Source organism: Pectobacterium carotovorum (genome assembly GCF_033898505.1).
Lineage (GTDB): Bacteria > Pseudomonadota > Gammaproteobacteria > Enterobacterales > Enterobacteriaceae > Pectobacterium > Pectobacterium carotovorum_J.
Map to the genome: position 1 here is coordinate 41,907 of NZ_JAXAFK010000006.1, position 19,732 is coordinate 61,638.

Annotated in this window: 13 protein-coding genes; 7 read left to right on the top strand and 6 right to left on the bottom strand. The window is 55.9% G+C overall.

The window, feature by feature from the left end; all coding sequences use genetic code 11:
• The first annotated feature begins 142 nt into the window (after positions 1–142).
• Both gdhA and R9X49_RS19915 read left to right on the top strand, forming a co-directional pair.
• Positions 143–1,486 (top strand): NADP-specific glutamate dehydrogenase, encoded by a 1,344-nt coding sequence (gene gdhA / locus R9X49_RS19910; RefSeq protein ID WP_203470588.1) that lies wholly within the window; start codon positions 143–145, stop codon positions 1,484–1,486.
• A gap of 459 nt (positions 1,487–1,945) precedes the next feature.
• A complete protein-coding gene (locus tag R9X49_RS19915) occupies positions 1,946–3,259 on the top strand; it encodes an NAD(P)/FAD-dependent oxidoreductase (protein ID WP_205592073.1) in 1,314 nt (437 codons plus the stop codon).
• Between the two features lie 96 nt (positions 3,260–3,355).
• On the opposite strand, the gene R9X49_RS19920 is transcribed toward R9X49_RS19915, so the two are convergent.
• The 3 genes from R9X49_RS19920 to prlC form a co-directional block, all read right to left on the bottom strand.
• The gene (locus tag R9X49_RS19920) at positions 3,356–5,251 is read right to left on the bottom strand and encodes a bifunctional metallophosphatase/5'-nucleotidase (protein ID WP_319850027.1); all 1,896 of its coding nucleotides are present in this window, start codon (positions 5,249–5,251) and stop codon (positions 3,356–3,358) included.
• A 150-nt stretch (positions 5,252–5,401) separates the two neighbouring features.
• Positions 5,402–6,148, bottom strand: coding sequence for a 16S rRNA (guanine(1516)-N(2))-methyltransferase RsmJ (gene rsmJ, locus R9X49_RS19925; protein WP_319850028.1), 747 nt, complete (start codon positions 6,146–6,148; stop codon positions 5,402–5,404).
• Positions 6,145–8,187 carry an oligopeptidase A gene (prlC, locus tag R9X49_RS19930; RefSeq protein ID WP_319850029.1) on the bottom strand — a complete coding sequence of 681 codons (2,043 nt, stop codon included), beginning with the start codon at positions 8,185–8,187 and terminating at the stop codon, positions 6,145–6,147. The genes rsmJ and prlC overlap by 4 nt, the downstream gene beginning before the upstream one ends.
• Before the next feature lie 358 nt (positions 8,188–8,545).
• On the opposite strand from prlC, the gene R9X49_RS19935 reads away from it, so the two are divergent.
• From R9X49_RS19935 to R9X49_RS19950, 4 genes are all read left to right on the top strand, one after another.
• Entirely contained in the window at positions 8,546–11,095 is a 2,550-nt protein-coding gene (locus R9X49_RS19935; protein WP_319850030.1) for a TonB-dependent receptor, read from the top strand.
• Positions 11,096–11,273: 178 nt separating this feature from the next.
• A complete protein-coding gene (locus tag R9X49_RS19940; protein ID WP_319850031.1) occupies positions 11,274–11,786 on the top strand; it encodes a sigma-70 family RNA polymerase sigma factor in 513 nt (170 codons plus the stop codon).
• Positions 11,783–12,772, top strand: a complete 990-nt coding sequence (locus tag R9X49_RS19945) for a FecR domain-containing protein (protein ID WP_319850032.1) — start codon at positions 11,783–11,785, stop codon at positions 12,770–12,772. The genes R9X49_RS19940 and R9X49_RS19945 overlap by 4 nt, the downstream gene beginning before the upstream one ends.
• A gap of 200 nt (positions 12,773–12,972) precedes the next feature.
• On the top strand, positions 12,973–13,794 hold the full coding sequence (locus R9X49_RS19950) for an energy transducer TonB (protein WP_319850033.1): 822 nt from the start codon (positions 12,973–12,975) through the stop codon (positions 13,792–13,794).
• A gap of 10 nt (positions 13,795–13,804) precedes the next feature.
• On the opposite strand, the gene R9X49_RS19955 is transcribed toward R9X49_RS19950, so the two are convergent.
• A complete protein-coding gene (locus R9X49_RS19955) occupies positions 13,805–14,098 on the bottom strand; it encodes a DUF2623 family protein (protein WP_205558863.1) in 294 nt (97 codons plus the stop codon).
• A gap of 210 nt (positions 14,099–14,308) precedes the next feature.
• On the opposite strand from R9X49_RS19955, the gene R9X49_RS19960 reads away from it, so the two are divergent.
• Positions 14,309–16,000, top strand: coding sequence for a molecular chaperone HscC (locus tag R9X49_RS19960; protein WP_319850034.1), 1,692 nt, complete (start codon positions 14,309–14,311; stop codon positions 15,998–16,000).
• 238 nt (positions 16,001–16,238) lie between these two features.
• Here R9X49_RS19960 and R9X49_RS19965 read toward each other — a convergent pair whose 3' ends face one another.
• Positions 16,239–18,953 (bottom strand): J domain-containing protein, encoded by a 2,715-nt coding sequence (locus tag R9X49_RS19965; protein ID WP_319850035.1) that lies wholly within the window; start codon positions 18,951–18,953, stop codon positions 16,239–16,241.
• The gene (locus tag R9X49_RS19970; protein WP_319850036.1) at positions 18,953–19,681 is read right to left on the bottom strand and encodes a DUF1266 domain-containing protein; all 729 of its coding nucleotides are present in this window, start codon (positions 19,679–19,681) and stop codon (positions 18,953–18,955) included. The genes R9X49_RS19965 and R9X49_RS19970 overlap by 1 nt, the downstream gene beginning before the upstream one ends.
• Between the last annotated feature and the right edge of the window lie 51 nt (positions 19,682–19,732).

The following is a 19,732-nucleotide window of genomic DNA, read 5'->3' on the forward strand; positions in this document are numbered from 1 at the left end:
AAAAGAAAACGCTTGCTTAAATATCCATCGCCAGTGTTATAGTCCAGAGGACACAACATCATTTTCACCGATCCCACAAGCTTCTGCGTGTCTAAAAATAAAGAAGCAGAAGGGAGCTTATTCGTTCAATCAGGAGCTGTTCATGGCACAAATCGTATCTCTGGCGAGTTTTCTTGATTCTGTTCAACAACGCGATCCGCATCAGCCTGAATTTTTACAGGCCGTTAATGAAGTGCTTTCCACTCTGTGGCCTTTTCTGGAGCAGAACCCTCACTATGCGGATTACAGCCTGCTGGAGCGATTGGTCGAGCCGGAACGTGTGATTCAGTTTCGCGTCGCGTGGACGGACGACAAAGGTCAGGTACAGGTGAACCGCGCCTGGCGTGTCCAGTTCAGCTCCGCGATCGGGCCGTACAAAGGCGGCATGCGTTTCCACCCGTCCGTTAACCTGTCGATTCTGAAATTCCTCGGGTTCGAGCAGACGTTCAAGAATGCACTGACGACGCTGCCAATGGGCGGTGGTAAAGGCGGTTCGGACTTTAACCCGAAAGGGAAAAGCCAGGGTGAAATCATGCGTTTCTGTCAGGCGCTGATGACGGAACTGTATCGTCATCTGGGCGCGGATACGGACGTTCCGGCGGGCGACATCGGCGTGGGTGGCCGCGAAGTCGGTTTCATGACCGGCATGATGAAGAAGCTGACCAACAACACCGCGTGCGTCTTCACTGGTAAAGGGCTGTCGTTCGGCGGCAGTCTGATTCGCCCTGAAGCAACGGGCTACGGCCTGATCTACTTCACGGAAGCGATGCTGAAACGCCACGGTCTGGGCTTTGAAGGCATGCGTGTTGCCGTGTCCGGTTCCGGCAATGTGGCGCAGTATGCGATTGAAAAAGCGATGGAATTGGGTGCGCGTGTGGTCACGGCATCAGATTCTAACGGCACGGTGGTGGATGAGAACGGGTTTACCCCAGAGAAACTGGCGCTGCTGGAAGAGATCAAAAATAAACGCTATGGCCGTGTGGAAGATTATGCGCGTGAAGCGAAACTGACTTACCTCGCAGGCAAAACGCCGTGGGAAGTGCCGGTAGATATCGCGCTGCCGTGTGCTACGCAGAATGAGCTGGATCTGCCAGCGGCGCAGACGCTGATTGCTAACGGAGTGAAAGCCGTGGCAGAAGGTGCCAACATGCCAACCACGATCCCTGCGACCGATGCGTTCCTGGATGCAGGCGTGCTGTTTGCGCCGGGCAAAGCGGCTAACGCCGGCGGCGTGGCGACCTCCGGGCTGGAAATGGCGCAGAACGCGGCACGTTTGGGCTGGAAAGCAGAGAAGGTGGATGCGCGTCTGCACCACATCATGCTGGATATTCACAATGCGTGTGTGCAGTACGGCGGTGAAAACAGCCAGACTAACTACGTGCGCGGTGCCAACGTAGCGGGCTTTGTAAAAGTGGCCGACGCGATGCTGGCGCAGGGCGTCGTATAACGTCTTAGTCCTTCTGAGCGCCTGCATTTGCAGGCGTTTTTCCTTCTCACTTATTTATTTATACCCTAAATAATTCGAGTTTCAGGACAAAACGTTAACGTTTTGAACAACGCGAAGCGTTAGCCCTTCAGGGCGATGCTCAGCGATGAGCATCGTAACGCGGCAAGGGAAGGAATCCCGATGAGCTTACTCAGGTAAGTGATTCGGGTGAGTGACAAACCTGCCATAGGCATGTTTGAACGCTGCTTGCAGCGGCCCCAACGGGGCGAGGCACACGCCAGTGTGCTGAGTAGCGCAGCCAACGCACATGAAACTTGAAGTATGACGGGGATAAGTTTTAGCGACATTTCTTGCTGGACACCGCTTCCCGCCTTTCTTTATCTTAATCAGCATTGCGTATCGTCGGGTTTCTGTTCCTGCCTTCCGGTACAACCCGTTCTCTTCAAGGCTTAGACCATTGTGAAAATCAAACATCTTCCTTTCGATCAGAATCGTAATGGCTGGTCGGCAGATCTTATCGATAAACCGAATTACCCGCAGCAGCGCGGAAAAACAACGGCGGACTGGCTGGTGATCGGCGCAGGCTATGCGGGGATTGCCTTTGCGCAGCGTCTGGCTGAACAGCGCCCGGATAAACACATTATCCTGCTGGATGCGGGCGAGATTGGCGACAATGCCTCCGGGCGTAACTCCGGTTTCGTCATCGATTTGCCGCACAACATCGGTAGCTCGACGGCCGAGCTGGAAAAAGCGGCGGCTTATCGCCGCCTGTTGCAGTCTGGCGTGGCGCATCTGAAAGAGAAGGTGGATCGCCATGCTATCGCGTGCGACTGGAGCGTGGCGGGGAAATATCACTGTGCGGTCAGTTCAACGTTTAACGGCCTGATCGATACCTATGTCCGTGAATTGGACGATCTGGGTGAATCCTATCAGGTGGTGGAAAAAGATGAACTGGCTCGTCGCCTCGGCACGTCTTTCTATCATCGCGCCGTGTATACCCCCAATTGCATTCTGCTAAACCCGGCGGCGCTGGTGGTCGGGCTGGTGGCGAACCTGCCGAAGAACGTGACGGTTTACGCTCATTCACCTGCGTTGAATATCGAGACCGGATCGCGCATTCGCGTGGAAACACCGTATGGCGAAATTCAGGCAGATAAGCTGATGATGGCGATTAACGGCGCGGCGCGCGGCCTGCCGCTGTTCAATGGCCGGGTGTTTGCCGTGGCGACATTCGCGACGCTGACGGAACCGCTGAATGCGGAACAGATAGCACGTATGGGCGACATGCCGGACTGGGGGCTGACGCCGGTCAATGCGCTCGCCAGCGCGACGCTACGCTATACGCGTGACCACCGTTTCCTGATTCGGGAGCATGTGAAATTTGCCCCAGAGTTGGTCAATAGCGCGGTAGAAACCGGACGCCACGCGCGTCGTCACGCGGCTATTTTTGCCCGGATGTTCCCGCAGTTGAGCGATGTGAAGATGGCGCATACCTGGTCAGGTTTGATTAGCGTCACGCGCAACGGGGCGCCAATTTGGGGACAGCTAAGCGACAATGTGTATGCGTCCGCAGGCTGTAACGGGGCAGGTCTGTCGAAGCAAACTGCTGCCGGGCATATTCTGGCGGATTTGGCACTGGGTGAAGACAACCCGCTGATTGGCGATATGCAATCGCTCGGGCAGGCGAACTACCTGCCGCCACGCCCTTTCCTGGATGTGGGGGTGAACGGTTACCTGACGAGCGAACGTTGGAAAGCCCGCAGCGAGAGATAATACTGCCAGCCAACGGCAGGCAGTATCTCTACGATCTCTCCATTATCACCGCTCGACACACGCGGTCAGCCATTCCGGCTTCCCGCGAAGCGTCGGTTAGTTAATGGCCGCGATAATCGTCAACCGATCGTTCAGCCGTTGTTTGGTCAACGCATCGGTGGCGCTGTCGCGCTGTTGCGTCAATTCCGCTACGCGTTTCTCTCTCTGCGCGGCATCCGGCAGCAGCAGCGTTTTCACGTTGATGGATTGCACGTTGCTGTAGCGACCGTCGTCTGAGGTCGGTACGCTGATTTTTCCGCTGTTGAGCAGCGATTCGACGATGTGGCGTTCGCGTTCATAGCCCTGCAATCCAGCCAGCTTCCAGCGCTGCGGCACAGTGCCTTCGTATTGGCCTTTTTTCACCTCGGTCAGATAGCGGATGGTCAGGTTACGAATTGTGCCCGCTTCTTCGCCATATTCCACTTTGGTGTCTGACAGTACCGGGAATTGCCTACCTTCCAGCACGCCGCCTTTCTGCGTCAGGTGGCCCATACGGTAGCTGTTCATGCCCAGACGAATCGGCATGTCGTCGGTAACTGGCGTGCCGTTATTCATTTTCAGGTCGGTAATGCGCTGCCCGGCGGGTTTAGTCAGGTCGATGGTGTACGTCACGCCGTCGAAGAAATCGTTGGTGGAATACTTGGACGCGCGGCGCTGCGGATTAAAGCTGTAAGTCACATCGCCGTCCTGTAGCTGATTGAAGTAACCCGCTGACCATTCCATGTATTTCTTCAGTTCTTTTCCGGTGAGCTGGTAAACCGTGATCTCACCGCCAGCGTATTGATAGTTAAAGGCAATATCCTTGGCGGAGATGGTGCCGACGTTCAGCTTGGGCCGATCGTTATCAATTTGCAGCGCGATCACCTGCGCTTTGGGGGCGTAATGGCGGCTGGCCTCCTGGAACAGGGCGCTGATACCCGTGTCCTGTACGTGTACCCGAGGAATGCCTTTCACGGCATCTTGCGGCACCAGATCGTGCCCGAGGAGCTGAGCAATCGGACGGTTGGCGTTGGCGCGCAGGGTATTGTGATAAGGCTCGTAGATATCTTCCATCTTGCGGTCAGAATCCACGTCCTTAATCGAATAGGTATAGCTGTCCTTATTGATCAGCACGTATTTGCCGTTCTGTTGTTCAAACTGCAAATCGATGCGCGATAGTGCGCGGCCGTATTTGTCTGGTTCGGTGACGATCACGCCATTTATCACCTCTTTATCCACTTTTACGTGCATATGGCCCGCAACGATAGCCGCTAACTCCGGGTTTGCGCGAGCAATGTCGCCCACGCCAGTGCCCGGTCGCTGGTTCTCGTTATCGATGCCCATATGGGCGACCAGCACGATGGCGTCGACCTTATCGTGAATTTGCTGGATAACGGTTTTTACCGCCCCGACGGGATCGGTGAAGTTCAGCCCTTTCACGCGGTCAGTGCCTTTGGCGAATTCCGCGGTCATCGGCGTATCCATACCGATGATGCCAATCTTCACGCCCTGTCGTTCGACAATTTTATAGGAGGGTAAGTAAGGTTTACCGCTCTCCCAAAAAATGTTGCCCGCCAGCGCGGTGCCTTTGAACTGGTCAAGCGAGGTGGAAAGCACGTTCAGGCCGAAATCGAACTCGTGGTTGCCCAGCACCCAAACGTCATAATTCAGGGCGTTAAAGCCGAGGATCATCGGGCTGGTTTTATCATTTTTGAAGGTTTCGACAAAGTTGCCCTGAATCGTATCGCCCGCATCAACCAGAATCACGTTAGGCTGCTGTGCGCGAACCTTATGCACCTGCGTTGCGATCTGGCTCAGGCTGCCTGCCATGTTGGCGGTGTCGGTGGCGTAATCCCAGGGAACAAAAGTACCGTGCAGGTCGGATGTCCCCAGAATCGTAATATTGACGGGTTCTTGAACGGCCATAGCAGAAGTACTCAAACAAAGCAGAAGTGACAGAAGTGTTTTTTTCATTATGTCATCTTAGTGTCATAAAAGGAGATAGCGCGGAATTATGCGATTTGCTTCTCATTTGTGCTACAGACTTTGCAAATACAGCATAGGAAATGCGAAGCAGGCTAAGTTTTTAGCCGCTGACGCGTGTAGCGGCACAGCGGCGAGGGATTAAGCGGGGAGATAGAAATCGAAGCGGTGGCTTTTGGTTTCCAGCATGGATTGTGCCGGTACGCCCGCCAGCGGCGGCGCATAGTCTGGTCGTTTTACCACGACGCGTTTTTTTGCCAGCGCGCGTGCGGGCTCCAGCAGCGCGTCGGCGTCGTCATCTGCGCCAACCAGCGACTGAAACACGCGCATCTCTTTCTTCACCAGCGCGCTCTTTTGTTTATGCGGGAACATCGGATCGAGATAAACCACATCCGGCGGCGGCGTGATATCGCGTAGTGCGGTCATGCTCGACGCGTGCAGCAGCGTCAGCCGCTCTTGTAGCCACGGGCCAATTTCTGCGTCCCGATAGCCACGCTGCAACCCGTCGTCCAGCAGTGCCGCAACCACCGGATTGCGCTCCACCATGCGTACCCGACAGCCTAATGCCGCCAGCACAAAGGCGTCGCGCCCCAGCCCAGCTGTCGCATCCACGACATCCGGCAGGTAATCTTTTTTGATCCCCACGGCTTTAGCGACAGCCTCGCCGCGTCCGCCGCCAAAGCGACGACGATGCGCCATGGTTCCGGCGACGAAATCGACGAAGATAGCGCCGAGCTTCGGCTCATCCTGCTTGCGCAATTCCAGACGCTCCGCAGTCAGCACCAGCGCCATCACCGCATCGGGATCGGAAACCAGCCCCCAGCGTGCGGCCAGAGAAGATAAGGCGCCACTGTCGGCGCCTTCTTCTGCGATTAAGCAGATGCTCATCCTTTGATGCCGTAATGCGCGAGCATGGCATCCAACTGCGGTTCGCGGCCACGGAAACGTTTGAACAGCTCCATTGGCTCTTCGGAACCGCCGCGCGTCAGGATGTTATCCAGGAATGACTGGCCGGTTTCGCGGTTGAAGATGCCTTCTTCCTCGAAGCGAGAGTAAGCATCCGCCGCCAGCACGTCGGCCCACAGATAGCTGTAGTAGCCTGCGGCATAGCCACCCGCAAAGATGTGGCTGAACGCATGCGGGAAGCGGCCCCAGCTTGGGCTTGGCACCACGGCCACCTGCGCTTTGATTTCGGCCAGCGTCGGCAGAATCTGTGCGCCTTTCGCGGGGTCAAACTCGGCGTGCAGACGGAAATCGAACAGGCCGAATTCCAGCTGACGCAGAATGAACAGCGCGGCCTGATAGTTCTTCGCTTCCAGCATTTTATCCAGCAACTCCTGCGGCAGCGGTTCACCGGTTTCGTGGTGGCCGGAGATAAAGGCCAGTGCTTCAGGTTCCCAGCACCAGTTTTCCATGAACTGACTCGGCAGTTCGACCGCATCCCACGGTACGCCGTTGATACCCGCGACACCGGCGGTATCGATCTGGGTCAGCATGTGGTGCAGGCCGTGACCGAATTCGTGGAACAACGTAGTGACTTCGTCGTGCGTGAACAGGGCTGGTTTACCGTTGACTGGGCGGTTGAAGTTGCAGACCAGATAGGCGACCGGTTTTTGCAGTTCGCCGTTGCCCTTACGCAGTTTACCCGCGCAGTCGTCCATCCAGGCACCGCCGCGTTTGTGTTCGCGGGCGTACAGATCGAGGTAGAAACTGCCGCGCAGTTCACCGCTTTCATCGAACAGGTCGAAGAAACGGACATCCGGATGCCAGACATCCACGTCTTTACGCTCTTTGGCCGTGATGCCATAGATGCGCTTAACGACTTCGAACAGGCCGTTCACCGCGCGGTTTTCCGGGAAGTACGGACGAAGCTGTTCATCGCTGATGGAATACAGGTGCTGCTTTTGCTGCTCGCTGTAGTAGGTGATATCCCAGGCCTGTAATTCATCCACACCGTAGTGTTCTTTGGCGAAGGCGCGCAGCTGCGCGAGTTCTTCTTCAGCCTGTGGACGGGCGCGTTTCGCCAGATCGGTCAGGAAATCGAGCACCTGCTGCGGGTTTTCCGCCATTTTGGTCGCCAGCGACTTGTGCGCATAGCTATCGAAGCCCAGCAGCTGTGCCAGCTCGTGACGCAGCGCCAGCTCTTCCGCCATCACCTCGCTGTTGTCCCATTTACCTGCGTTCGGCCCCTGATCGGACGCGCGGGTGCCGTAGGCGCGGTACATCTCTTCACGCAGCGCCTGATTGGTACAGTAGGTCATCACCGGCAGGTAGCTCGGGATATCCAGCGTCAGCAGCCAGCCATCCTGCTCTTTGGCTTCAGCCTGCGCTTTGGCTGCCGCTAGGGCGCTTTCCGGCATGCCATCCAGTTCAGCGACGTCGGTAATCAGCTTGCTCCAGCCCATTGTGGCATCCAGCACGTTGTTGCTGTACTGCGAGCCAAGTTCGGACAGGCGGGCGGAAATTTCGCCGTAGCGTTTCTGTTTTTCCGGCGACAGGCCGATACCGGACAGTTCAAAATCGCGTAGCGCGTTATCCACGGATTTCTTCTGCGCTACGCTCAGCGCAGCGTAATGTTCGCCGTCGCGCAGGCTGCGGTAAGCCTGATACAGACCGGCATGTTGGCCGACCCAGGTGCTGTGCTCGGACAGCAGCGGTAAGCACTGTTCGTAAGCGCCACGCAGCTCCGGGCTGTTCTTCACGGCGTTCAGGTGGCTGACAGGGGAGAAGATGCGGCCAAGGCGATCGTCGCTGTCTGCCAGCGGTTGGCACAGATTATCCCATGTAAACGGCCCCGCTTGCGCCACCACGCGTTCTACCGTCTCGCGGCATTCATCCAGTGCGGATTGCACCGCAGGGACAATATCTTCCGTTTTGATGCTGGAGAACGGGGGCAGGGTAAATGAGGTCAGTAATGGATTCGTCATGGTGCCGTCCTGATAATTGTGGGTGATCTCGTTGCCGATCGATTCTTCGTTTTGCCGTTCCAGACTGGCTGCTGCGGGCAATCCGTTGAAGAGAAAAATACGGCAAGGCGGATATCTACTGCGGATTACTGACTAAGATGGGGTCAAGCGCCGTGAAAATCAATGGTGGAGGGGTTGCCGTTCGTGGCCGAAGGTGCGTTTTGCGGTCGTGGAGGAGCTCCATTGAGTGCCTGAACACGGCTGCTCACGTCGCGTTGAAGAGGTTTTCCTGAAAATTTTTGTACTTTTCCTGCCCGATTTTGTTTTTCGCGTGACCTACCTGATGTGTCTTTTTTTTCAATATTTCAGGGGAATGACAATGGCGATAAACAATCATAAGGGTGGGTGCATCGCGCATAAACCTACCTTGGCGGTAACGCGGGCGGTGCAGTTAGCACTGTCTGGCGTATTGATCTTGAGTGCCGGAACGGTCAGCTCGGCGCTGGCGGCGGAAACGACGACAGCTGTCGCGGCGCCGACAGTGACGTTTTCTATCCCCGCTGGGCCGCTAGGAACCACGTTGCAGGCCGTTGCCAGCCGCGCCAATGTCATTCTCACGTTTTCTCCCGATCAAACACAGAATAAAACCAGCGGGAGTGTGCAGGGAACCTACACCGTTCAGGAAGCCTTTGCCGCCGCACTGGCGGGAACAGGACTGAGTGCGGTACAGACGGCTACGGGCTATCGGCTGGAATCCGCGCTTGCCGCCGAGGGGAGCGATGGTAGCCTGATGATCCCGACGCTTTCGGTCGTTGGCGGCACCTCGGACAGCGCCGCCGCCGGACGCTCCGTGTTGCGTCAGGCCGATGTTGATCGCGTGCAGGCCGATAATATTGCCAGCCTGCTCGATAAACTCCCCGGCGTGTCGATGGCGGGATCTCCCCGTCCAGGGGGCCAAAGCCTGAACATCTGGGGCATGGGCGACATGGAAGACGTCAAAGTCGTGTTGGACGGCGCGCCGAAAGGCTTTGAGAAATACCGTCAGGGTTCGGTATTTATTGAACCTGAGCTGATTAAGCGTATCGACGTCGATAAAGGGCCGCATGATATTCGTAGCGGCAACGGTGGCTTCGGCGGCACCATTCATGTTGATACCAAAGACGCCAGCGATCTGCTGCTGCCGGGGGAAAATTTCGGCGGGATGGTCAAATACAGTTATCACACCAACGATCGGCAGAATATCTACAGCGGCGCGCTGTATGGCCGCACGGAAGAGGGAATGGCTGACGGCCTGCTCTATATGAGCAAGCGCGATGGCGACAACATCGAACGCCCTGACGGTACACGCTTTGTCTACTCGACCAGCGACATGGCGTCCTACTTACTGAAGACCAACATCTATCTGACGGACGCTCAGACGTTGACGCTCTCTGCCATGCGCTCCGAATCTGACGGCTGGCAGCCGTTTGCCGCTAAGCGTGACGACATGGCGGCGCCCACACAGGCGGAAATTACTCGTTACGGCTGGGAAGAAGCCTGGCGGCGTAAGCTGGTTTACCGCGATCAGGTGGATAAGAACTACTCGCTGAAATGGAATATTGCACCGGAGGATCAGCCGTGGCTGAACCTTACGGCGTCATTTGCCACCTCAAAAACCGAACAGCATGACCGACGCCCTGATTCAGCTTCACAGAGTAGCTATCTGGGATCGCTGGGGAACGAAAGCTGGGTGAGCTACAAGGATCAGCTTGCGGAGGTCAGTAATGAAAGTCTGTTCACTACTGGCCCGCTCGATCATAAGCTGCTGGTGGGTATGCGCTGGCATCAGCATAAGCGCGACACGCTGATCTACTATCCATCTGGTAAGAATAACGCCGAGTATAACTACGGCTATTTCCAGCCTTACTATATGCCGGCAGGGGAACAGGAAACCCGCAGCCTGTATGTACAGGATGCGGTGACGCTGGGTAGTGTGACGATCACGCCGGGCGTACGTTATGACCACGTGACGAACACGGGGAAACCTAACGCGGCACCACGTTATAACAGCAGCATTCCGGCGGCAGGGCATGACTACAGCAGCGTGACCTACACCGGCTGGTCGCCGCGCATTGGGGCGTTGTGGAAGGCGACGGACAATCTGTCGCTGTTTGCCGATGCCAGCCGTACCTGGCGCGCGCCTGTCGTCGATGAACAGTATGAAGTGCAGTCTGCCGCGTCCAGCGTGCCGGGAACCAGCCGTAATCTGCAAGTGGAAAGCATCAAAGCATTTCGTCTGGGCGCGATTCTGGACTTCAACAACCTGATGCTGGAAGAAGACAGTCTGCAAATCCGCACCACGCTGTTCCGTAACCGCGGGAAAAACGAAATTTTCTACCGTCGCGGTATCTTGTGTGAAGCGCAGACGCAGAGCGGTACGTCATCATCTTGTGGGCAGCCGCTCTCTAACTACCGTAATCTGCCGGGCTATACGATTGAAGGGGTAGAGATTGAATCCTTCTACGACAGCCGCTGGCTGTTTGGCAGCCTGTCCTTCTCCTCAATTCGCGGCGAGCGCGATGCGTCACCGCGTAATCCGTGGGGCAATAAAACCTGGATCGCCGAGATTCCACCGACGACAGCACACGCCACGCTGGGCACCAAAATCCCAAGTCTGGATATGGCCGTAGGCTGGACGGGCGATTTTGTGCGTAAGCAGGATCGTTCACCTGCCGATGGCGATCCACAGGCCGATATTTGGGCGTTGCCGAAGAGCAAGGGATACGTGCTGCATGGCCTGTTCGCCAGCTGGCAGCCGCAGGCGATAAAAGGATTTGAAGCACGTGTGACGGTCGATAACCTGCTGAATACCGATTACTACCCGTACCTGGGCGAATCTGTGTCCGGTGTGGGACGTAACGTAAAAATCAGCGTGTTACAGCGCTTCTAATCATGTCGCGTGGGGCGGAGAGGATTCCGCCCCGTTAGCGAATGATGTTGCATGGGCGTAATGCAAATTCAGCAAATTTGAATAATTTTCGTTTCGGAACTTGACAGTCAGAAGGAAAAAACATAAATAAGAACGATTATCATTCTTATGTTTAAATAGCGCTCTGGGGTAAAGTTCGATGGTGAGGAAAGCGACGGCCAGCGTTAATGACTTTGCCCAGCAGCTCTATTTCGATCACCACCGCTGGTTGTATAACTGGCTGCGTCATAAATTGGACTGTGCCCAGCACGCGGAAGATCTGGCACAGGACACGTTCCTTAGCGTGCTGATGAACCCGGAGCTGCTCACGATTCGCCAGCCGCGCCCGTTTCTGGTCACTGTGGCCCGCCGTCTGGTCGCCAATCATTACCGCCGTAAAAAGATTGAAGATGCCTATCTGGATGTGTTGAGCACGCAGCCGGATGCCTGTATGCCATCCCCGGAAACGCGTCTTCTTACCCTCGAAATTCTTGAACAGCTTGATGCCGCGTTGGACGGCCTGCCAGCGCCAGTCAGGGAAGCATTTCTGCTGGCGCACCTCCACGGCATGCGCTACAGCGAGATCGCCGAACGTTTACGGGTTTCCAGCAGTTCGGTGAAACAGTATCTGCAACGCGCCAACCTCCAGTGTTTCTTTGCGTTGCCGCTATGAACGATCGCACTTTTTATCGTGACAGACAGGGTCAGCCGATTCAGCCAGACAGCGCGCGTGAAGCGGTCGTGTGGCTGACACAGCTGATGTCCGACAGCGTTACGGAACAGGATCGTCGCGAGTGGCAGCGTTGGCGGGAAGCCTCGCCGGATAACGAACAGGCGTGGCAGCATATTGAATCCGTGTGTGCCAATCTGGGTCAGCTTAACGCGCGGGCGGCGCATCAGAGCCTGTCGACGCTTAATGGTATGCAGCGCCGCAGCGTACTCAAAGCGCTGGCGATCCTCTGTCTGACCGGAGGCGCTGGCGTCGCCGGATCGCGCACCGACCTCTGGCAGTCGCTGACGGCGGATTACCAGACGCAGGTCGGTGAACAGCGCCATGCGGTATTGGACGATGGCACGACGCTGCTGCTGAATACGCAGACGGCGCTGAATGTGGCCTATGGCGACGATCTACGCCAGCTCACGCTGATTCGCGGTGAAGTCATGATCGAAACCGGTCAGGCAGAGAAGGCCGCGTTGTATCCACGTCCTTTCATTGTGACGACGGCACAGGGAAAAGTGCAGGCGCTGGGTACGCGCTTCAGTCTGCGAGTGCAGGATGAACATACTCAGGTGGCGGTGTATGACGGCGCGGTGAGACTTCATCCGCAGCAGAACGGTCAGGATGTACAAGTGGTGAAAAGCGGGCAGACCGCGACGTTCACTACGCAACGCTGCGGCCAGATAGAGGCGGCGAAGGCTGAGCCCGCGTGGGTGAAAGGACAGCTGTTGGCGGATAATCAGCGTCTGGTGGATTTTGTTGATGAACTGAGCCGCTATCGCAGCGGCGTGATTCGTTGCCAGCCAGAGGTTGAGAGCCTGCGGCTTTCCGGCGTCTTCCCGCTGTCGGATACCGATAATATTTTAGCGGCGCTGGTGGAGGCGCTCCCTGTACAGGTGCGTTATTTCTCTCGCTACTGGGTTCAGATTGCTGCGCGATAAAATATCCTGTCAAAATCTAATAACATTACTATTTATGCTGTTTTCACTTTTTTTCTGCCCGATCCTCATGACTAAGCGACCTACCATTATCAGTTGCTTTTTTATGCCTAACGATGTGATGAAGAACGCATGATGATCTTCCCGGAACCCCATTCATTGAGCCTGTTTCCCCTGTCTCCACGGCGCGGGGCGGTAGGCTAATGGCTGCACAGACGCTGAAATACAATACGATTCGGCCCGCCACGACGGTTCGTTGGGGGAGCGGTTCGCTGCTGGCGTTGGCGCTACATGCGGGGCTGATTGTCTGGATTAGCTACCATGCGCTTGATTCCTCCATCGAAGCGCCGCCGCCCGCCATGATGTTAATGGTGGCGGATAGCGTGCAATCGACTCCCAGCCCTCAGGATGCGCCTGTCGGCCCGCAGCAGACGCTGTCCACGCCGCAGGAAGCAACGGCTCAACCGGAAAAAATGACGCAGGATGCGCCACCGCTCGCGCCTGCACCGAAGCCAGTTATTACGGCGGCGCAAAAGGAAAAGCCGCAGCCGCAGAAAAAAGTGCAGAAAAAAAGGGAAAAGCCGGTGCAGGAGACGACGCCGCAGGAAGAGGTTGCACCGTCGGAAAAACCACCCGCACCTTTGACCAGCGCACCGCTGCCGGGTAGCAGTCAGCAAGTTGCTGCGCCGTATAACAGCGATGCCGCGCAAATGCGTAAAGGCGTTGCGGACTGGAGCAGCCAGCTGCTGGCGCACCTGAGCCGCTATAAGCGTTATCCGGCGCAGGCGGTACGGCAGCGATTGCAGGGCGTTGCCCAGATTCGCGTGACGTTGGATCGGGCGGGGAAGGTGCTGGCCGTCTCGTTAGCCAGCAGCAGCGGGGTGATGCCGCTGGATAAGGAGTCTGTCGCCTTACCGCAGCGCGCCCAGCCGCTTCCGGCTCCGCCAGCAGAGGTGATTGGGGATAACGCGCAGCTCGCTATCACGATCCCCATTAGCTTTGATTTACGAGAAGTGCGCCGCTAGTCGGCATCAGTTAGCTTGCCGTGTGGGCATCATAGCCTGCATAAAAAAATCGAATCGCATAAGGGTTGCCCTGCTCAGTAAAGAATTCTGCGATTCTCTCCCGTTCCAGCCCGTAGCGGCGTGACAACAACCCTGCTTCGAAGGCGGCCTGCTGACGGTCGCCTTTGGTTTCCGCCAGATTGTGAGCATAGCCGCAGATATAGCCGCGCCGATAATCGTAGCAGTAAGGATGGATGTCGTTGGTGGATTTTGGGCTGGCGGATCTCAGCCCAGCGAGGACGCCCCGCTCAAAATGGTTTCCCATGATAATGCTCCGTGAATGACCGTTATATACTTAATGATATAACGCTTATTTATCACTCACCAGATCTGGTGAAAAATATTCCTGAATCCGTCGGGCGCGGTCTTTTCTTGAACAAGACGTATATACTGTTGCCCTGCCTCCTGAACGGGCGAGGGGTCTGCGCCTGATGGGCACTCTGGGAATACGGAATGGTTAACAAGGAATAACAGCATGATGCACCCGCAAGACGCTTCTCCGGCAATAGGTATCGATCTGGGCACGACAAACAGCCTGATTAGCGTTTGGCAAAATGGCGAGGCACGCCTGATACCGAATGCGCTAAATGACAGCTTCACTCCCTCAGCCGTCAGCATTGATGATGACGGCAGTATTCTGGTGGGCAAACCCGCGATTTCCCGTTTAACGACGCATCCGCATCTGTCGGCGTCGCTGTTTAAGCGCTATATGGGAAGCAAGAAAACCTTCAGACTCGGGGACAAAACGTTCTCTCCCGCCGAACTGTCGGCCATGGTGTTGAAATCACTCAAAGCCGATGCGGAAAGTTATCTCGGGTACCCCATCAAGGATGTGGTGATCTCCGTACCCGCTTACTTCAGCGATGAACAGCGCAAGCAGACGCGTTTTGCGGCGGAATTGGCGGATCTCAATGCCGTTCGCTTAATCAATGAACCTACCGCCGCCTCTATGGCTTATGGCTTACACACGCAGGAGCTGGGGCGTACGCTGGTTTTTGACCTGGGCGGCGGCACCTTCGACGTCAGCGTGTTGGAATATGCGTTTCCGCTGATCGAGGTACACAGCTCGGCGGGTGACAACTATCTGGGGGGAGAAGATTTCACGCAGGCGATGGTAAAAAGCTGTCTGAAAGCGTGGAAGCTTGAGGATGCGGTGATTCCAGCGACGGATCTGGCACGTCTTTACAGTCAGGCTGAAGCGCTGAAATGTCAGTCCGGCTTTCCTGCTCAATCGAATGAGCTGGTGTGGCACTGGCGCGAGGAAGACTGGCGTATTGTGTTGGATGATGAAGAAATCGAAGCGGCGTGGCTGCCGTTGATGAACCGTATCCGTGCGCCGATAGAGCAGGCGCTGCACGATGCTCGCCTGAAGCCTGAGCAGTTAGACCATGTGGTACTGGTCGGCGGGGCATCAAAGATGTCGATTATCCAGAAACTGGTGGTCAGACTGTTTGGCAAATTACCTTATCAGCATCTGGATGCCGATACCGTTGTCGCCAAAGGTGCGGCGGTACAGGCCGCTTGCCGGCTACGCGAGCAGGATATCGAAGAAGTGATCCTGACGGACGTTTGTCCGTATACCCTCGGGATTAAGACTGCCAACGATAAGCAAAATGGCCTGTTTTCCCCGATACTGGAGCGCAATACGGTGGTGCCGACCTCGCGGGTGGAGACGTTTTCCACGGGGTCTCCCGGACAGGACAACATCTGCATTGCGATCTATCAGGGAGAAAGCCCTTACGTCGATAACAACGTGTTTATCGATGAATTCACCATGCCGATAAAAGCGAAAACGTATAAGCAATCTATTGAGGTGCGTTTCAGTTATGACATCAATGGACTGCTGGAAGTGGATGTTAACCTGCCGGACAGCGGCGATAATTTCACGAAAGTGATCGATCGCAGCCCGACGGGGCTAAGTGCTGAGCAGCAGCAGAAAAGTCATCAGAAGCTGCAAGCGCTGAAAATTCACCCCAGAGATAATCTGATGAACCGCAACCTGCTGGCACGGCTGGAAAAAGCCTGGGCGCAGACGCGTCTGGAAGAGCGGCAGCAGATCGGCTTCTGGCTACGTGATTTTGAACAGGCGCTGGCGGGGCAATATGCACCGGCAATTGACGAAACGCGGCAGCGTATTGAGCAGTATCTGGATGAAGTCTCTCGTTAAATATACCCGTCATCTTTCAAGCTGCAGGTGTGTTGGCTTCACTTACTCACCCCAGTCACTTACTTGAGTAAGCTCCTGGGGATGAAATGAGAGACATCCTGTCTCTCACCGGAGGCCAGCCTTTGGCTGGTCAAATTCGTTCCCGACTAATTTGTCCTGCGTTTGCCGCCGTCCTGCAACTCGAAATCTATTGGGTATATGCATGCGTGTCATTGCTACGCCGCCTGAATTATTTTCGTCAGATAGGCGTGGTGTCGGTTCCGGTTTTCTTGCCAGCCGGTGGCGGCCCGAATTGGTTCCAGCGGTTAATACTTGGCGCCAACAGAGGGAGCAGCAGAAATATCGGGATGAGTACGCTAAAGACACTCATCACCCACGGCGTACTGGAACCGATATCGTTATAGCGTCGACGTGCAGCAATCAGCAGATTGATCACGATAAGCACCATCAGCAGCCCTTCAATATATGCCGGCGGCGACCCGATCCAGTCACTCGCGCGATAGAGAAAATAACTTCCCAACCCGCCCTGCATCAGGAAACCAAGACGGCCAATGCGAGCATTCGTGCGCCAGAACTGCCACCAGTAGCTCTTTTTAGCCTGTGATGCTTTGAACAGGCGTTCGCGCCGATCGGCGCATTGCAGCAGGATTTTTGCGACCAGCCTCAGCGTGACGTCTTCGTGTGGGTAGGACACATGCTCGGCTAAAAACCCCTGATCGCTGTTATCAAACAGGAACGAGTCATCTTTTGCACAGCTTTGAATCAGCTTGCCGATGAGGGTGACCCGCTTGTCATCGGAGAGCTGTTTTAGCTGTTTGTCCAGCTCGTCCGACCCTTCGGTAAAGGCGGTGCGGATTGCTTCTTCCTGTTCCGTTTCTATGGGGAGCGTGGCCAGCCGCTCAAGGTGTTGTTCGGCCTGCTCTTCCTCTCCCACAAGGGCATAGAACGCGTGAAAAAAGATCTGGTAAATGATGGGTGACGCTGCCAACTCCGATTGCCAGTGTTCATCGGTAAGATAAAAATGGCTCGCCGCAGACTCGCTGTAAATCTCGCCGCTGCTGAGATATTCCTCAATAGAGATAGGGAAGTTCATCCAGCAGTGATAGTGCAGCGGCTCGGTGAGATCCAACTGCTTTTTCAGCGGTGTAACCGCATCGCCATTGCGGCATTCTGCCTTGCGGAAGCGTCGAGAGAGTGAATGTGCTGGGTGGGTTAAGGCCAGTTCAGGCAGCACCGACTGGCGCGGTAAATCCAGACAGGATGTTGGATCGGTCATCATTAATGCGATCAGAATCGCCTGTCTCAGTTCCTCTCTGACGCTGAGATCCTGCGGCGTCTCTACCCCTTGCGGCGCCAGAGACGCATCGCACTTGTAGCGTGCTGACAGCTCGACCAGACAATCATTGATCGGGTCGATTTCTTCCGTATGTATGCCGCTGCTATACAGCTTATTCAACTGATTCAGCGACAGTGGACGCCATTGCCGCAGCCAGGTTTGCGCTTGCAGCCAGGCGGAGGATTTCTGGTTAGTGAACACGCTGGGCAACGCCTCTTCTGACGGCGAATACAGCCATTCCGTGAAGGTGTGGATTGCGCCGGAGGTGTCCAGCCAGGATAGGCGCTGCGACGCCTGAAACTGTAACCCCTGTAAGATCAACGCATACAGCGGTTCATCGGGCAACGGCTGCGCCAGAATATCCTGTAACAGGCGCTCATTACCCACGGTTAACATGCTGGCGTGCCAATACAGGCGATCCTGAATGGTATCCCCACTGTGCAGCAGCAGGTGTCGGTAGATATCCCGCAGCTCCTGCTTGCCGAGCTTCCAGCGGGCATAGCTTTCCGCCACAGGCGACAGCGGCAGCTTCAGCGCTTCTCCCCAGCGTATCAGCATCTGGGTGTTGTGCTGTGAAATAAAGAAACGCTGGCGCGGATCGTCCAGCGCTAACCCTGTCAGATCCGGCGCTGGCGTAGTGTTGAACGACTGAATCAGTAAAGGAAGGGCATCCGGCTGGTGCTGTTTACACCAGTCGATCAGCCAGTGTTCCGCCTGTGCATGATGAGTGTGCTGATAAAGCGTCAGCCACAGCGTGAACGCCTGTTCGTCTTCTCCGGCCAGTGAACAGAGGCTGGCGCTGAGCGCAAGCCATTCCGCATCGTTCGGTGTTGTGTCCAACTGTTGCAGACAGTAATCGCGCAGTATGGCGTTAGGAACACCGGCATGGCTGTGCCAGCGCGCCAGTTTTTGCATCAGCGCCGGGCTGTCAGGCCAATAAATCGCGGTCGGATTGCGCAGCAGCGTGCCCAGCATAAATGCCGGACGGTTCCAGTACGTTCCGTTAGCCTGCTGGAAATAGAAGATGGTTTCTAGCTGTGCGGGTAGACTCAGGTGCGACAACAGGGAAAAATCGAAGAGATCGTCGTAGTCGAGCGAGTCGAGGAAGTGACGGACATCTTCCACCCCGTCGCCAGACAGCTCACCCTGCCGCTGCTGCCAACGCAGGCGTTCGGCCAGCGTGCGGACACAGCGGATGGAGATGCAAGACTCGCTCATCAGGCGCTGGAGCAGCGGCCAGCGAATGTGATCGATCACATCGAAAGCGTGTTGGTTCAGTAGCTGAATATAATGTTCCCAATACAGCGGAACGACGCGCTCGGCCGGATTGCTTAGCAGCCGATCAAACGCGTTAACCAGCGCTTCTGCCTGGGGATCGGCATGCTCGGTTGTCGGGGACGCGTCATGCGATTCTGCGGCGGCGTGTTCTTCATCACCCGACGGCATGGGGTTTTTCGCCAGCTTGCAGGCGGTATCGTACGCATCGCGCAGCTGCTTAAAGCCCTCGGGGTCGGTTTCCGGGTGAAACTGCGGTATTTTCTGACGATAAGCCTGACGGATAACATCCAGATCCTGCGTCGGCTCAATGCCTAATCGCTCCCAGCACAGTGTGTCCATTATATTTCCGCTTCTGGTAAGGACTCGGGCTTATCCATTTCTATCGGATCAACATCCCAGTCGAGGTCATGAATCGGGCAGTCCGGGTGGGTATAGAGCGTGCCGATCTGGTCAATGTAGTCAGGAATCTGGCTACAGTTGCTGAAAACGTAGCGCTGGAATTCCGGGTCTTCCTCATCCGAGGAAAGCCAGTAGGTGCGGCCGATTAAGAACGCGGCGTAATAATTATCCCAACTGCGGTAATAGTAACGCGCCCTGTCGGCCAGCCGGGTGTGAATCCACAAGTTCTCTTTTTCGCTAATCCAGCCGTTGAGTAATCCGATGCGGCTCAGAAAACTCATGCGGCCCAAATCCCAGGCGCGGATCCCGCCTTCACCGCATAGCGCGGCCGTTTCGCTCACCAGTGTGAGTACACCCTGCGCTTCTTCAGATTGATTGGCGCAATGCTGCTGCCATTCGGATGCCGTCAGGTGGTGCCAAAGGTGATAGTAATACGCCAGACGCTCGGCATGGCCGCCGTCTGTCATATCGTTAATCATTGAGATCAGGCCTTCGCGGGACGTAATGCCCCAGCTGTTGCTCAGACTGATGGGTTCACCGGGCTCATAAAAGGTCGGCTCGCAGAAGCGGGCACCGTACTTGATATTGAGTGCGACCATCGGGGCGGAAAGCGCCATCAGCCAGCGCTGATATTCAGGTTCCATCAGAATAACGTCCAATTCCATCATGGTTAGCGTGCGATCGTACTTTATGTGCCTGAATATCGGTAGCTTTCAATC